The 16,585-nt window shown below is 37.3% G+C and carries 10 protein-coding genes; 4 read left to right on the top strand and 6 right to left on the bottom strand.

What is annotated here, in order from left to right; translation table 11 throughout:
• Window positions 1-3: 3 nt before the first annotated feature.
• The 4 genes from B2C77_RS13305 to B2C77_RS13290 all read right to left on the bottom strand — a co-directional run bounded on the left by B2C77_RS13305 (window position 4) and on the right by B2C77_RS13290 (window position 6,583).
• Window positions 4-1,698, bottom strand: coding sequence for an FAD-dependent oxidoreductase (locus B2C77_RS13305; protein ID WP_077704638.1), 1,695 nt, complete (start codon window positions 1,696-1,698; stop codon window positions 4-6).
• Between the two features lie 289 nt (window positions 1,699-1,987).
• Window positions 1,988-3,292 carry a YeeE/YedE family protein gene (locus B2C77_RS13300; RefSeq protein ID WP_217697388.1) on the bottom strand — a complete coding sequence of 435 codons (1,305 nt, stop codon included), beginning with the start codon at window positions 3,290-3,292 and terminating at the stop codon, window positions 1,988-1,990.
• Window positions 3,293-3,595: 303 nt separating this feature from the next.
• Window positions 3,596-5,206: an IS1182 family transposase gene (locus B2C77_RS13295; RefSeq protein WP_077704635.1), complete on the bottom strand. Its 1,611-nt coding sequence runs from the start codon at window positions 5,204-5,206 to the stop codon at window positions 3,596-3,598.
• Window positions 5,207-5,359: 153 nt separating this feature from the next.
• Window positions 5,360-6,583 carry a dicarboxylate/amino acid:cation symporter gene (locus tag B2C77_RS13290; RefSeq protein ID WP_077704633.1) on the bottom strand — a complete coding sequence of 408 codons (1,224 nt, stop codon included), beginning with the start codon at window positions 6,581-6,583 and terminating at the stop codon, window positions 5,360-5,362.
• A gap of 554 nt (window positions 6,584-7,137) precedes the next feature.
• On the opposite strand from B2C77_RS13290, the gene B2C77_RS13285 reads away from it, so the two are divergent.
• Window positions 7,138-8,283, top strand: a complete 1,146-nt coding sequence (locus tag B2C77_RS13285) for an MFS transporter (protein WP_077704631.1) — start codon at window positions 7,138-7,140, stop codon at window positions 8,281-8,283.
• Window positions 8,284-8,531: 248 nt separating this feature from the next.
• On the opposite strand, the gene B2C77_RS13280 is transcribed toward B2C77_RS13285, so the two are convergent.
• Window positions 8,532-9,317, bottom strand: a complete 786-nt coding sequence (locus B2C77_RS13280; protein WP_176087326.1) for a DUF2268 domain-containing putative Zn-dependent protease — start codon at window positions 9,315-9,317, stop codon at window positions 8,532-8,534.
• A gap of 117 nt (window positions 9,318-9,434) precedes the next feature.
• Here B2C77_RS13280 and B2C77_RS13275 point away from each other — a divergent pair, with 117 nt between their 5' ends.
• From B2C77_RS13275 to B2C77_RS13265, 3 genes are all read left to right on the top strand, one after another.
• Entirely contained in the window at window positions 9,435-10,139 is a 705-nt protein-coding gene (locus tag B2C77_RS13275) for a class I SAM-dependent methyltransferase (protein WP_170861700.1), read from the top strand.
• A gap of 598 nt (window positions 10,140-10,737) precedes the next feature.
• Window positions 10,738-11,919 (top strand): exonuclease SbcCD subunit D, encoded by a 1,182-nt coding sequence (locus B2C77_RS13270; RefSeq protein WP_077704626.1) that lies wholly within the window; start codon window positions 10,738-10,740, stop codon window positions 11,917-11,919.
• Between the two features lie 46 nt (window positions 11,920-11,965).
• The gene (locus B2C77_RS13265; RefSeq protein WP_077704623.1) at window positions 11,966-15,058 is read left to right on the top strand and encodes an AAA family ATPase; all 3,093 of its coding nucleotides are present in this window, start codon (window positions 11,966-11,968) and stop codon (window positions 15,056-15,058) included.
• Between the two features lie 373 nt (window positions 15,059-15,431).
• Here the strand turns inward: B2C77_RS13265 and dpsA are convergent, their stop codons facing one another.
• On the bottom strand, window positions 15,432-16,310 hold the full coding sequence (dpsA, locus tag B2C77_RS13260; RefSeq protein WP_077704621.1) for a dipicolinate synthase subunit DpsA: 879 nt from the start codon (window positions 16,308-16,310) through the stop codon (window positions 15,432-15,434).
• Between the last annotated feature and the right edge of the window lie 275 nt (window positions 16,311-16,585).

Below are 16,585 nucleotides of genomic sequence, written 5' to 3'. Positions count from 1 at the left end.
TCGTTACTTAAAGTTATACGCAGTGACGATTTTTTCTCTTCCAGTTACTTGGTCATTATAATACTCATATAAGCAGATTCCTAGAAAAGATCCTGATATATTATACACATTTGTATAGCCCAAGTGCTGTAATGCCATCACTGCATTATAGCTACGCTGTGCAGAACGACAGTGCACGTATACAGGCTCGTTTTGTGGGATTTCATCTAGTCGATCTCTAAATTCGCTTAAAGGTATGTTCACTGCATTTTTCAAATGACCGCGTTCGTATTCATGTTTTTCTCTAGCGTCCATAATAAAAGCGTTATTTTCTACTAATTCACGTACTTTTGTTACCGGAACTTGCTTGAATTCGCCGTTTAAACGATTGAGCGCAACTAATGCTGCAAAGTTAACAACATCTTTCGCTGTTCCGAACATTGGAGAATAACAAAGCTCCAACTCTTTTAAATCTTCTAATGTTCCACCCATCGTAATCATCGTCGCAATGACGTCGACGCGTTTATCAACGTTGCCTTTGCCAATGGCTTGGGCACCGAGTATTTTTCCTGTTGGATATTCATAAATTAATTTAAAATGAATTGGATGACTTTCCGGCATTAAGCCAACTTTATCATTTGGAATAATATAAACAAAATCATAAGAAATACCCGCATTTTTAGCTTCTTTTTCATTTAACCCAGTAGCCGCAGCATTTAAATCGAACACATGGATACAAGAAGAACCAATGACTCCCGTGTTGCGATGTGGAATTCGGTTCATATGATCAGCAGCAGCTCGAGCTTGACGTTGCGCAGGTCCTGCTAGAGCTAGTCTAGTAGGCTTGTGGGTCTGTTTATGATACACCTCAATGGCATCTCCAACTGCATATATATCAGAATCGTTTGTGACGTAATTATGATCTACTTTAATGCCGCTAGTTTGTCCGATTTCAAGCCCAGCTTGCTCTGCTAAAGTAGTTTCTGGTTTCACACCAATAGCAAGCACGACAGCGTCTGCTGCTAGTTTTTTACCAGATTGCAGTTCAATTTCATTTGTTTCTATTTTTGCTAAGCCATCATCTACAACTAAGTTCACACCTTGATCGATCATTTCTTTATGCAAGATTTGCGCCATATCGTAATCGAAAGGAGCCATAACTTGATTACTGAATTCAATTAACGATACGTCCAATCCAGCTAAGCGAAGATTTTCTGCAACTTCGATACCAATAAATCCACCACCAATGACAGCTACTTGCTTTACGGTATCTTGTTTGACATATGCATCTAATTTAGCAATATCAACTACGTTTCGTACGGTAAATACATGGTCCATTTCTGTTCCAGGTATAGACGGAACAATAGGGTTTGCTCCAGGAGAGAGGACGAGTTTATCATAACTCTCATCGTAACTTTCTCCAGTTAGCACATTTTTCACTGTAATCGTTTTATTTCTACGATTAATAGAAATCACGTCACTATTTACACGTGCCTCGATATTGTATTGTTTTTTGAATTGGACTGGGTTCATTAGTACAAGATCATCGCTATTTTCAACAATGCCACTTAAGTGAAATGGCAATGCACAGTTTGAAAAGGACACATGAGGGCCTCGCTCAAACATAATCACTTCAGCGTGTTCGTCTAATCTTCTTGCTCTTGCTGCAGCTGAAGCGCCACCGGCAACACCGCCGATAACAACAATTTTTTTATTCATGTTCATTCTCCTTTTTACACATAGTACAATGCATTATTCAAATACTACTTTTATTTGTGAATTAGATAACATTTAAGTCTAAAGCAATCATACCAAAAAAATTACTTTTTGTACATATACCCGTATCGGTAATTTCTGTGTCGTTATAAAAATTTAAATTTTGCTCACAAATACTAATTTTTTAGTACTACATGAAGTATAGATCTTTGGATTTATTGTTTTAAGCTTTTAATATAAAAGCTTGGGCGATAGCCAAGTAAAAACATAGGCTCCTTCAAAAAATGGATGATTAAAATAAACGTTTAGCTAGCATATTACCGATAATACCGCCTAATGCTAAAAAGATAAAGAATATCCAACCTGATAGGGAGAAGTTTGCAATTGGAGTAAATAATGCTCCGACATTACATCCATTGGCAAGTCTTGTGCCAAGTCCCATAGTAATCCCACCTAAAGCAAATAGAGCTGCTTCTCTCTTTTGAATATGAGCACCTTGTAAAAACATTGTTTTCATTTTCCCAGCTGTTAATAAATAGATAACCGTTCCTACTAAGATACCAAAGTTTTGGACAGATACTGGATGCTCGAAGAAAGGCAATACAAACGGGTCAGCTGACATTTTGGTAAAGGAAGCAACGGATTCTGGCGAAACTCCTAAGAACATTACTATTTTTCCAAACCAAATACCAAACGGAGTAGAAGCTCCCCAGCCAGCTTTTGTAACGCCCATTAGTAATACGAATAATACACTAATTACAATTGCTCCTTGTTTCAGAGACCATGGTTTAATAAAAACACGGTTGTAAGTTGCTTGGCTGAATAGCTTATAATCTTTACTATCAAATGTATCCGGTTGCTCTTGTAATTTTTCTGTTTCATGTTCCATATATCGATTTTGTTGCTTTCTTTTTCTTTCATAACGATAGGCAAAATAGACGGTTATTCCACAGAAGAGTGCAGTAAGTAAAATAGCTCCAACATATCCGTTTAGACCATCCCATTTAAAAAGATCCGGTAAGAATACGCCGCCTTGCAATTGACTCCCTATAGAGGTAGAAAACCATGAATCAGAAACCCAACTAGCCGTATGCTGAATTGGAAATCCAATAAAAATGCCAATACCAAAAAATAAAAGGGTGATTAGTGCTCTAGGAAAACCTGTCGCTAAATCGGTTAACACACCTGATGCACAGCATGAAGAGAAGGCCATGCCAAATCCGAACAACAATCCACCTGCAATTAAGCCAACATTAATTGGGTTAATCCATAAATCGTAGTTTGTAGGGTTAGAATACAATAAAAATGTAGTCGTTGCTAACGTAGTAACAAAAAACATTAATGCCATCGCTCGAAGCAATTTTGTTGAACCAGTGGCATAAGCGCGATTAATGCTTCCAGCAAAACCGGTATAAGCACGTGTTAACGTATACCCAAGCCCCACCCCAATGAGTAGTCTAAAAAATAACATATCTGTCTTTAGAAGTACGCTGCCTAAAATAAAAACGGATATAATAGCAACAATTCCTAATACGTACTCTAATTTTAGCAACTGATTACTTTGGATCGATTGCTGTTTTTTTATTTCTGCTTCCATAAGTAAAACCCCTTCCTTTTAAATGTGAATTATTTCACATTATTATTATATAGATAGGGGGGTAATTTTTCAAGACAATAACCCTTACATTCAATAATTGTTCATATGTTACCAAGCAATTCCTATAGGATTGTGCGTGAAAGAAAAAGGAGCTGTCGCAAAATGCATATTATGCATTTGCTGACAGCTCCTTTTTATATATGAGATTGCTCGTTTTAAGATGCATTATTTTATTTATGGTGATAAAAGGAAATTTAATCGGTTTTTGACGCACTTAAATAAGCCTCGCCTTTTTTTATTTTTTTAAGCTGTCTTTAATGGATGATAATAGAGGTTTAGGCGATTAGCTTGGATTTTCGTATGTATTTTATTGAGATTATAACCAAATGCCAGGATTAAAAGTTCGTTTCGTACATTACCTGTTCCTCGCGTACGAAACTTCTTCAGATGATAATCTTCCTTCAGTACGCCGAACGTTCCTTCCACTTGAATGGAACGATTCATACGGTACAGTGTGCCTGTTTCTGTTAGAATATTTTCTTGCGCTGTTTCCCGGTATGCCAGAAATTCCTTGGCTACATGCAGTTGGCGATTCCCTTTCGCTTTTGTACATTTTTCTTTGAGCGGACAACCTGTACAATCTTCACATTCGTAGACGGTTACCTTAGATTGATAGCCAGTCTGCGAGGTTCGCGTGTAGTTTCTAATGGCATGCAGCTGCTGGTTATTGGCACAGGTATAGGTATCTGTGCTTTTATCATAAGCCATGTTTTCTCGGTGTCTGATGTCCTTTTTGAAAGAAGCTTTTTTCTTGCGTTCATGATTTTGCGGCTTGATATAGGCCGTCTGTTTTTGCTTCTTTAAATACACGTAATTTTCTTCGCTTTCATATCCAGAATCTGCGACGATGTTGCGATAGGTAAAGGGAAGATGTTCCTTTACGTATTGAAGCATTGGAATTAATGTTGTTGTGTCGTTTCGATCGGAAAACGCATTGATCCCAACGATAAATTCCGCATCCACGGCAGCTTGGACATTATAAGCTGGTTTGAGTTGACCATTCCTCATAGGATCATCTTTCATTCGCATAAACGTGGCATTATGGTCTGTTTTAGAATAACTGTTTCGTTTCTCTCCCATAATCTGATTGGAAGTATCGTAGTGTTCTTTACGTTGAAGCATTTCCTTTACTTGTTCATGATAACGTTGAAGGACCGTTTTTCTTTTCCCCTTTCCATAAACGAACGTGATGTTTTCTTTCGCTTTTACTTTCTCCAGGAAAACAAGCACTTTTTTCAAATCTTCTAAAAAGGTCTCGTAAGGACTGGTGAAAATCTGACAGTATGTTGTATTGATCTGTTCCAGCAGGGCTTGCCATTTGGTATACATCTTGGCTTCATGTTTGGTGATTGCCTTTTTCCATACGAAAGAATACCGATTGGCATACGCTTCGATTTTGGTGCCATCGATATAGATGGTTTCACCGGTAATTGCTTCTTGTTGATAAAGCCACACGACTTGTTGAAAGAAGAGCTGTTCCATCACCATATCGGTCAGATATTTTTGCTTGAAACGACTGATAGTAGAATGATCAGGAGCTGCATACCCTTGAAGAAGCCAACGGAAATTGATATCCCGACGACATGCTTTTTCTATCCCTCGGGAAGAGTAGATTTTTTGCGAGGCTGCGTAGGTAATGACCTTAAATAGAATGACTGGATCGACTGCTGGTTTTCTCCCTTTGGAAGCGTATGCCTGTAGTAGTTCTCTATAATCCATCCTTTCACATAAGAGGCAGTGGAGCCGGACCGAATCATCCATAGGAATCATTTCTTCTACATCCATCGGTAAATATAATTGATAATTTGCTGCAGTTTGCGTATACTGGGTTTGTGTTATTTGTTTATTGGTCATAAATTAATAATACATGAGAACAGGCCCTTTGTGGTCTGTTTTTTGTGTATACACAAAAAAGCTGTTACACAATCAATTACCTGATTGTGCAACAGCCCCTTCTCGATTGTTCATACATAAAGACAGAAAATGCTCAAATATACGTAGCATCCTTTATGCAGCTCGTTTTCGTTCTGATTTATCAACAACTGTCGCCCCAACGATATCTCCAATGACATTTGAAGCAGTACCAGCCATTCCAATTAACGCATCTACTCCGGCAATTAAAGCGACGATTTCAAGTGGTAAGCCGAACATGCTTAGTACAGCTGATAAGGTTACTAAGCCTGCCGCAGGTACGCCTGCTGTCCCTATGGAGAGTAGAGTGCCGATCATAACAATGACTAGAAAATCTGTTGGTGAGAGGCTTAAATTAGTAATATTTGCTGCAAATACCAATGAAACACCCATTCTTAACGCCCCACCATCGGAATTGAAAACAGCACCAAGTGGAAGTGCAAAGTTCGCTGTTGTTTCCGAAATGCCTGCTTTTTTAGCTGAATTTATGGCAATAGGGAGGGAGGCAATACTACTAGATGTAAAGAATGCAGTGGTATAGGCTTCTTTCGTTTGCTTAAAGAAAGAAATGACAGGAACTTTGGCCAATTTTAAAAAGCCTGTATATACGAATACCCATAATAGTAAAATACCTAAATAAAAAACCGCCGTAAATTTTAATAACGATTGGAAAGTGTCCCAACCTTGGCTTCCAAATGCAGTTGCACTAATAGCAAAAATTCCAATTGGGGCGTATAACAAGACTCCTTGCAAAATCTTGTAAAACATTTCATTGAGCGCGGTGAAAAAAGTATTTAATAAGTCACCGTATTCTTTCATTTTTTTGTCATTCGCATAGCGCATGGTAGAAATAGCAATGCCCATAATGACAGCAATAAATAAGATAGCCATGAGATCTCCAGATGTAAATGCAGTGAAAATATTTTTAGGCACAATTTGTAACAGTATATCTGAAAAGCTTGGTGTTTCAGGTTCTTCCACTTGCGTGTCTGGAAGCGTTAAGCTTGTACCTGGGTTGATCCATAAAGCTAATGCGAGGCCTATTAACACAGCGGCTGCAGTCGTAGCCATGTAGTATAACATTAATTTGCCACCCATACGACCGAGTTGATGAATTTTCATTTTATTTACTGCAAGCACCACTGTCAGGAAGATAACAGGAATAGCGACTAAACTTAGTAAGTGAATGAGCAACGTACCTAATGGTTCGAGAATATCTGTCTGATCTTGAAATATTAATCCGATAATGATTCCAGCAATGAAAGCTATAGTCATTTTAATGACAAATGAAGTCTGTTTATATTTTTTCCAGATATGCATAGTTAATAATCGCCTTCTTTATTTTAGATTTTCCTAATAAACATGTGCAAGGCTCACCGCATGATCATAGATCATATCCTTGTGGAATGAAAGAAACCCGCCACTAAAAAGTTTGTACTTTCTATCGTACCAAAAAACAGCAGAGGTGACACCTTACAGAACTTCAGAACTTAAGTTAAACCCTGAAAATATTTTAAAAAATGCCCAATGGATGTATCTAGCTGTGCTGTTTATCTTAGTAAATATAAGAACAGCTACAATGCACCATGGATTTTTAAGTGCTCGTTTAGTACTCCTTGCTTGTAAGAAACAATAAAACACTCGGCTTACCATTCAAGCTTTATGGAAAAAAACGTGTTTGTTTTGCTTATATAATTCTTTAAATTTTATACTCTCCTATAGCGTAAAAGGGATAAGTCAATATATATAATACCAATAAATATATAATTTGAAACATATATTGAAAAAACTGTGACGAATAAACATTTTTCTACTTTTGTCATCGCTTTTCCTATGAATTTAGGTATAATAGGTTGGAAAGCGAGGAGAGATATGTGAAAAAGCTTTTATATTTTATTATTGTTGTTTCATTTATTGATACGTTTATTCAATTGCCTATCATAACTCCATATGCAAAAAGTCTTGGGGCTTCAAATATATTAACAGGTGCAATTGTAGCTGTTTATTCATTAACAAACATGTTCGGCAATATATTAGGTGGACACTGGATTGACAAGTATGGCCGAAAGCGCATGCTGTTTATTGGTATGATCTCGGTTACGGTTATTTTACTGTTATATCCACTTGCTGCCACAGGTACTCAGTTATTTATTATTCGATTATTACATGGACTTGCTGGTGGTTTTTTAATTCCTTCTGCTTTTGCGTATGTAGGTGACCAGACGAGGGTTGGTTCTAGAGGAAAAGCCATGGCCTTTACAGGCGCAGCGATTGGAATTGCAGCCATTGTAGGACCAGCTGTTGGTGGTGCTTTAGCTGCTCGCGGGCAGATAGAGTATGTGTTTCTATTCGTAGCAGGGTTGTTTTTCATGACGTCTTTTCTAGTCCTTCGCTATTTAGAAGAATCATTTATTTCCAGAGATAGATCCAAAGTTCATGTCAAGCATTTCATTCCATTATTAAAAAACCCTTTATTATTGCAAGCCTCCCTAGCAGCGTTTGCTTTAATGATTAGTAATGGAACATTGGCGTTTGCTTTACCTTTAAAGGTGGAAGCGATTGGGTTGAATGCTAGTGCAACTGGAGCATTGTTAAGCACATTTGGAATTATGGCAATTATAGTATTCTTAACTCCTATTAATCGAATTTATGATCGAGCGCAACCGTTGACTTTAGTTGGTGGGGGGATTTTATTAATAGGAATTTCGATGTTATTTTTAAGTTACATTACACAATTTTGGTTAGGAATTTTAACAATGATTGTGTATGGAATCGGGTTTGCACTTGTTTTTCCTTCCATGAACCGTATGGTAGCAGAAAGTTCTACTAAAACAGACCGCGGAAAAGCATATGGCATATTTTATGCATTTTTTTCATTAGGAGTTGTCGCTGGCTCTTCTATCTCCGGAGCAATTGCCGAGTGGTGGGGGATACCGTTTATTTTTACAGCCTTTGTGATGCTTGTCGTTTGCACCATTCTTTTTGTTATTGATCGTATTCAAAAAAGTAAAAGACATTAATTTAGTAGACTAATAGGATAAAATATCCGCGGATAAAATGGTTATCTTCCCGCGGATATTTTTAATACTATGAGTATAAAAACTTTAACGGTTTATCATATCGAAAAATGAGCCTAGCCATACACTTGTAATAAACGCTCGATAGAGATAAAAGAGAGGTCACCCCTTAGAGGCACCAAGAATTTCCCCTTCATTCCACTGTACGGCTAGAGTGATTCGTTGTTTGCTAAAACATACGTAAGTTTCTGCTAGTCATGTATATCTGTTTCAGCAATTTTATCACTTTCAATCGTAAACAACTCTTTTAAAGACAATTCATGTTTGCTCGCATAGGTACGAACAAGGCATTCTCCAACACAATATCCTAGCATTTTTGGGTACAAATGTGATCCATACAGTAAGTGGTAGTATGTTTTTGATTCTGGCTCTAGTTCTTTTTTTGGTGCAATGTATTTGTTCCAAAACCGATGTAATACATCATCGCTATATTTTCCAATATAACTAGCTGTATGCTCTACACCAAGCCGTTTGTAAACAGCGTATTCTGCCATTCCTTCTAAAATAATCGTATCTAATAACGTATACTTACTTTCTGGTTTATTATATTTTGTCAACCGGCAAACATGGTTGTACTCATGTGTTAAGAGCGCTCGAATCTCCATTTTAGTATTCCACTCAGATAGAAATAAGAAAATTTTATCGTTAAAGCTTAGCCCGGCCTTTCCATTAAATTCTTTCCTTAATTTATAGTTCGCAGTATCAGATGGAAGAATAAAAATAGGAATGTTATCTCCTTCCCAATCATGTTGCAACTGTTGATAATCTTTTGCAACTATTTTCCATATGTTTGCTTCCTGCATCTTCTGTATTTGTTTTTTGGTTACTGCTGAACGACTCATGCCGAACATTGTCAAATGATGGAGGACTTCTTCTGCTTCCGCATCAGGGAAGTATTTTTTTAATCGTTTGGCAATTTGGAGTGGTTGGTTATCGTCATGCAGCAGCCATTTATCCGTACGAATAACCCCCGCCATTTTTTCTGCACCTCCTTTGGAAAAAGTCACTTTGATAGCATATGCATGTCGGAAGAAATAGGGACTTGTATCGAATGTAATGAGGGGCGCATATATTAAATGCGTGGAGGTGAAGGTGTGAATTATTTGGAAAGTTTGGCTAAGCTTGGAGTGGGCGGCGCCCATCCAGGAGGGCTAAAGTTAACAAAAGAAATAGTAGCACAGCAATCTATTGATCATACAACTAAATTACTCGATATTGGGTGTGGCACAGGACAGACGGCGGCTTTTATCGCGAATCAATATGCATGTTCTGTTACAGCAATGGATATCCATCCGATCATGGTGGAAAAAGCTAAGCAGAGATTTCTAGATGGCGAAGTTCCCATTTCCGTCGTTCAAGGTAATATAGAGCAGATGTGTTGGAGTGAGCAGTTTGATATTGTTCTTTCGGAATCTGTTTTAGCATTTACAAATATATCAAAATCGTTAACTTCTATTAGGAATGTTTTAAAATGTAATGGATGTTTCTTAGCTGTTGAAATAATGGTTGATGAAAGTGTGGGAGAGAGTGATAAGCATGCAATCGCATCATTTTATGGGTTCCGTCATTTATTAACAGAAACAGAATGGCGTGAAAAACTCTCTCAGTCTAGTTTTAAGCAAATTAATATCGAACAACCAAGCCTAAATCCATTACCTATAACGATAGATGAAGCACAAGATTTTCATTTTTCAAATTCAGAAATAGATGAGGCATTAGATATACTGCATCAACACCAAGCGTTGACGAAGAGGTATAAGGAGAAGCTTCCATATGCCGTATTTCGTTGCACGAAATAAAGCATCAGTAAATTTGTCGATCAAAGCCATGTTGCACACAAGATGTTGCTTGTTACGCTGTAATGATATCGTTTAAATGGCACTATTAGGAAAAGAGCATGGTGTGGTACTTAAAAGTTTAAAATTTCAATAGGATCTAGCCTTACTGGAATATAACTCTTCAATCAGTAGGCTTTTTTCTTTATTACAGGGTGTTATTTGCATCCATCCATAAAAGCAAGATCGTGCTTCGATTTGTAAGTAATAGGATTATTAGAATAAGAATGACATTCTACATCCAGATAGGAACATCGTGTAAAATGAAAACTGGTTTGATGTTAGAATTTGCTTTATACTAAAATGGAAGGCAAATCATTGATACATAAATGGTTTTAAGGTATGTATTTTATTATAGAAAACTAGGTGAGAGCGAGTTACTAAACGCCACGCTAGGATAAGCTTTTTTGCACTATAGGAAAATATAAAACCTCTATTATAGTATAAGCAAAGCGACATTATCGTCAAAAAGACGTAGCGATTTTCTAAATCGGATTGCTTAAGTATTTCTAGATGGTATTTCAGTTAAAAATACGCTTGTATACGGGGAGGAGTTTTAACGATGAAATTTTTTCATACAGCAGATTGGCATCTTGGTAAGCTTGTGCAAGGCGTATATATGACCAATGATCAAAAATATATTATAAAAAAATTTATTCAAGCTGTTGAAGAGGAACAGCCTGATGCTGTCATTATTGCAGGAGATTTGTATGATCGAGCAGTACCGCCTACAGAAGCTGTACATTTATTAGATGAAACGTTAGGTAAAATCGTCTTAGAGCTAAATATACCGGTTCTTGCAATTGCGGGTAACCATGATAGTCCAAGCAGGCTTGATTTTGGAAGTAAAATATTGCGTGAAAATGGTTTGCATATTGCAGGGAACCTCTCAGAACCAATTAGGCCAGTAGTCTTACATGATGCGTATGGAGAAGTCCATGTCTACCTCATTCCCTACTGTGACCCAAGTATTGTACGCCGTGTTTTTGGTAATGATACCGTTCGGACGCATAATGATGCCATGAAAATAATTATTCAACATATAGAAGCATCCATGGATCCAAATGCCAGGCATGTATTTGTAGGACATGCTTTTGTGACCCCTTATGGGGAAAGAGAGGCGAATACTAGTGAATCAGAAAGACCGTTGTCTATAGGAGGATCTGAATACGTAGAAGCTGATTTGTTTCATAGCTTTCACTATACTGCCTTAGGTCACCTTCATCAAGCGCATTATGTCAAAAGAAAAGAGATTCGTTATGCAGGTTCTCCTTTAAAATATTCGATCTCTGAAGAAAATCATCGCAAAGGTTTTTTTATTGTGAATGTAGATGGGGAAGGTGAAGTAGAAATTGAAAAACAGCTACTCCTACCGAAAAGAGAAATGCGAACAGTGGAAGGCGCATTAGATGAGCTTTTACAACTACCAATGAATGAAGACTATGTGTTTATTAAACTGACAGATGAAACTCCTGTCTTATCACCGATGGAAAAACTCCGCTCTGTGTATCCAAATGCAATGCACGTTGAGAGGAAAACGTTTTTCACAACGCCTGGTGCTTCTGAGAAGGAAAAAATGGTAGAACGAACAAAAATGTCAGATATGGAACTGTTTGAAGCTTTTTATAAAGAAGTGAAAGGAGAGGCTCCAGACGAGGAGACCGTAAAATTGTTTCAAGATACCTTGCATGATCTTTTAACAGAACAAGATGAGACAAAAGATGCCACTCATACACTTCAATAAGATATAAGAAATAAAAAGCTGAACTGTTTGGGAAGGGTGAATACAATTGAGACCGATAAAATTAACCATGACTGCATTTGGTCCATACAAGGATAAGGAAGTTATTCATTTTGATGAACTTGGGAATCATCGTTTGTTTGTAATTGGTGGTAATACAGGAGCGGGAAAGACCACCATTTTTGACGCGATTTGTTTTGCGTTATTTGGCGCTGCCAGTGGCCAAGATAGAGAAAATAATACGATGCTTCGAAGTGATTTTGCTGAAGATGATGTTCATACAGCTGTTGAACTTTTGTTTGAATTAAAAGGAGATCAGTATCGCGTTTTACGTCAATTGGGACATGTGAAAAAAGGGAATAAAACGAAAACGGGAGAGCGATATGAGTTTTTTGAAGTTACGAATGACGGTGACATACCTTGTGTAGATAGACAAATTGTTTCTGAAATTGATAAAAAAATAGAACAGCTAATTGGCCTCACGCAAGATCAGTTTAAACAAATTGTTATGCTTCCACAAGGGGAATTTCGTAAACTATTAACGTCACAAACGGAAAATAAGGAAGAAATTTTGCGACGATTGTTTAAAACGGAGACCTACCAAGCTATTGCAGAGCGATTCAGGCGAAAAAAATTAGCAGCAGAAGAAGCGTTCAAGCAAGCAGAGCAGGAACAAAAACAATATATAATGCAAATTCATACTTCCTTACCAATACGAGAGGACGCCCTACTTTTCCAAACGTTAGAGCAAGAAAGCTATAACATGCATCAAGTTTTGCGCGGTCTTGAAGAGGAATGTCGCTATTATCAATGGAAAATAGCAACAGATAAACAGAAATATGAGCATGCATATCTTGCCCATGATAAAAAACAAAAGGAATTTTATGGGGCAAAGGCTATAAATGAACGATTTGCAGAATTACAGCAAAAGCAAGTACGTTTAAAAGACCTTGAACAACGAGAAGCGGAATATCAACAAAAAAAGCAAAAACTTACGCAAGCGGAATTTGCACAAGGAATTGTTCTGTTGGAGCAACAGAGAAATGATTGGCTAAAAGAGGAAGAAAGAAAAGAACGACAACTAAAAAATGGAAAACACCACAAGCAGCGTGTCGATGAACAATTAAGTAATGTAAACAAACAATTAGAGGCTGAAGAAAAACGTGAACCTGAGCGAGAAGAGGTTCGGAAAAAGCTAGATAGATTAAATAATTATTTACCTATCGTGGAACAAATTGATGAAATGAAACGGCAGTTAATGGCGATGGAAAACCAAGCTAAGCAAGCAGCTGATGCCCTTTATGCTACAGAACAACTTTTGGTGAAGAAAAAGGACCAAATAGATCAAATGGAAAAGCATATGCATGAGCTTGACCAATTCGTAGAGAAGCTTCCTGATAAGCAGGAAGAATTAAATACGATGCGTGAGCAATTTAGGTTAGTACATGAATATCGTAAACTAATGGAACAACAAATCCTGTTAAAAAACGAAGCGAAGCAAAAAGAAAAAATAGCTATCCAAATGAAAGGGCATTATAACAAACTTGAACAAACATGGATGGATAACCAAGCCGTTTATTTAGCTGCCCATTTGCATGAAGGGGAGGCATGTCCGGTTTGTGGAAGCCTAGACCACCCGAGTAAAGCTACACAACAATGGGAGAAAGTGACGAAAGAGCAATTAGAAAAAGCGAGAAGAGAATTTGAGGGAGTCGACACAGCATATCGAGATGTACGTGGTAAGTTAAAAGCGAATCAAGAAAATGTTCGCGTAAAAGCAACTGAATTAGAAAAGCAGCATATAGCTAGCACAAATGTAAAACAAAAAGAGGAGCAACTTGCAACAGTTGGTAAAAAGCTAAATGCTGAGGTAGAAAGGCTAAGACAAGCACGTCATCAACGTGGAGAAAAGAAGCTTGCGCTTGAAAAACTTCAATCCGAATATAAAGCATTGGAAGCAAAGCAAAAAGAGCAACAGCAATTGGAGCAACAATTAAAGTTAACATTAGCACAAAAGCAGGCAGCTTATCAGGAAAGGATACAGTCTGTACCAGAGAGCATGCGTGTACTTGCAGACTTGAAAGAGCAAATTGCTAAAACAGCCACTCATTTAGAGCAACTAAAAAGTGCATGGGAAGCTATACAAAAAGAGCAACAGAAATGGAAACAGGAACAAACGAAAGTTCATTCAGAACTCACTCAAGTCATGAAGCAGCTAGACGAAACGGTTAAAAAGCGAGAGAATGCTGTTGACCAATTTTTACAAGCTTTAGCAAAGGAAGGTTTTTCCTCAGAAGCCACCTATCAAAAAGCAAAATTGCCTGAATCTGAACGGGTAGCATTGAAACAAGATTTAGAACAATACTATCAGTCTATCTCTTCTATACGTGAACAGGTTCAAGAATTAGACGCTATGTTAGTAGGTAAGGAGCAGTTAGATGTAACTGTTATGCAACAGGATTTACATCGTTTAAAAGAAACGTACGAATTAGCTTTAAGTAGATGGAATGAATCCAAACAGTATGAACAAGAAGCAAAAGCATTAAAGCAATCGGTACAAAAAGTAATGGAAAAAGTAACAAATTATGAACGTCAGTTGCAAAGAGTAGCTGATTTATATGATATGATTCGAGGTCAAAATCATCGAAAAGTCTCGTTTGAACGTTATTTGCAGATTGAATACTTAGAACAAATTATTGCTGCAGGAAATGAGCGGTTAAAAGAACTGTCAAATGGGCAATATGCCTTTATTCGTAGTGATCGTCAAGAATCATACGGGAGACAAAGCGGTCTTGCCCTTGATGTATATGATGCTTATACAGGTCAAACGAGAGATGTCAAAACTTTATCAGGAGGAGAGAAGTTTAACGCTTCACTTAGCTTAGCACTCGGAATGTCCGATGTGATTCAAAGCTTTCAAGGTGCTATTTCAATTGATACGATGTTTATTGATGAAGGTTTTGGTACGCTCGATGAAGAGGCATTGAATAAAGCAATTGATACGTTAGTCGATTTGCAGCAATCAGGAAGAATGATTGGCATCATTTCTCATGTGCAAGAATTAAAAGCAATTTTTCCAGCTGTGCTTGAAGTAACGAAGTCCAAAGACGGTTCTAGCAGAACAAAATTTTTAATTAAATAGAGCTTTTGGATGTATTTCTAACCTTTAAGTTCACTCGCTTTAAGAAGTTGCAGTATATGCTGGATAAGTCAAAGCTATAGCATGGATGATGGCTCATTTTGAGCGAGCCATCATCGCTTTTGAAAATCATGCAAAGAGAGACTCTCTAGACGTTTAGGAAATGAAAGCGAGCATACACTTTACCAGAAATAGTAATGGAGCATTTGGGATTCGCTTTTTGAATGATTCCGAATAGTTGTTCATTATGTTGCAGGAAAGTACGTTTCTATAACTTAGCAATTTGTGATTTTTTTACATTATAGGAAAGTATATAGTTCATAAGCAAAATGACGGCATTTTTTTGCTATAAGAATGGACGAAAAGCCAAGTTTTTCTACTGGTGTTTCTGTTCGCTTTTTAAACTTTCCATTAATATATTAGCTATTATTCTACCCGCTGTCTTAGGTGCTGTTTTGCCGGGTAACCCGAGTGCGTGAACTGCTTTTATACCCCGTCTTTGAGCGGTTACGAAGTCTACGCCACCAGGTTTTGAAGCCAGGTCAATAATTACGGTAGAAATCGACATATTGGTTAAACGTTCATCATCGATAGCTAATGAAGGAATCGTATTGATACAGATAGCCATATCAGCTAGTAGCTTATGTAGTCTATTTGGTTTTATAGGGGTTAACCCCATTTCTGTAACCCTAGCTAAATCTGCATGGTTTCTAGCTACTACATATACGTTAGCACCGACTGCATGAAAAAGTCGTGCTACTGTTTTCCCCACTCTGCCAAATCCAAGCACACATACATTTGCGTTATGAATCGTTTCCTCCGTTTCTTCTATCGCAATTTTTAATGCCCCCTCTGCTGTTGGGATAGAATTATAAATCGCAACGTCGTCTCGATCAAATAATCGTATTAAACTTCGTTGTGCTGCTTTACACATTCCCTGTAAGTAATCATTTGCAGTTCCTGTATAAATGGTGCAATGATCAGGAGTAGAGGAAAGTATTTGTTCTGTAAGATAAAAGTGTCCATTTGCATACATGATTTCAACTTGGCCCCTTTCATCTGTCCCTGCAATAGGTAAAATAATCGCATCGATAATAGAAAGATCCATATGCTCTAACTTGGCATGCTTAACATTAGATTTATCAAAAGAAACCGTATCAAATCCAATTAAATATAAGTTGTTTTCTGATTTAGCCAATGTTTCGATAACATGTATATATCTTTTATCCCCACCGACTACGAGAATATGCAGCATCGTATCATCTCCTTTTCGTATTAAAAAATTTGGCCGATCGCCGAGTTTTTGTGGCGAATGCTATTACTTGAAACTCTAACATTCTATACATAGTAAAGTGAAACAGTTTCACTTATTTATTGTATAATAGGACAACGTTTCATATGTAAGGTTTTTTTACGATAAGAGTAATATGTTGTTGTATTTGGAGATAAGGGTTTACATATTCCTTTCCTTTTTTCAGAAATTTGGTAGGAGAATCAGCCTTCTAATTGAAGCTTTTTACTAGTTTTTAT

The sequence above is a fragment of the Virgibacillus dokdonensis genome (assembly GCF_900166595.1).
GTDB lineage: Bacteria > Bacillota > Bacilli > Bacillales > Amphibacillaceae > Virgibacillus > Virgibacillus dokdonensis.
The sequence above is the reverse complement of the archived record's forward strand: the minus strand, read 5'-3'. Positions and strand labels throughout refer to the sequence as shown.

What these genes read in the sequence shown, in the direction of transcription:
- B2C77_RS13305 (WP_077704638.1), bottom strand. Translation starts at nt 1,698, where the DNA reads ATGAATAAAAAAATTGTTGTTATCGGCGGTGTTGCCGGTGGCGCTTCA.
- B2C77_RS13300 (WP_217697388.1), bottom strand. Translation starts at nt 3,292, where the DNA reads ATGGAAGCAGAAATAAAAAAACAGCAATCGATCCAAAGTAATCAGTTG.
- B2C77_RS13295 (WP_077704635.1), bottom strand. Translation starts at nt 5,206, where the DNA reads ATGACCAATAAACAAATAACACAAACCCAGTATACGCAAACTGCAGCA.
- B2C77_RS13290 (WP_077704633.1), bottom strand. Translation starts at nt 6,583, where the DNA reads ATGCATATCTGGAAAAAATATAAACAGACTTCATTTGTCATTAAAATG.
- B2C77_RS13280 (WP_176087326.1), bottom strand. Translation starts at nt 9,317, where the DNA reads ATGGCGGGGGTTATTCGTACGGATAAATGGCTGCTGCATGACGATAAC.
- B2C77_RS13270 (WP_077704626.1), top strand. Translation starts at nt 10,738, where the DNA reads ATGAAATTTTTTCATACAGCAGATTGGCATCTTGGTAAGCTTGTGCAA.
- dpsA (WP_077704621.1), bottom strand. Translation starts at nt 16,310, where the DNA reads ATGCTGCATATTCTCGTAGTCGGTGGGGATAAAAGATATATACATGTT.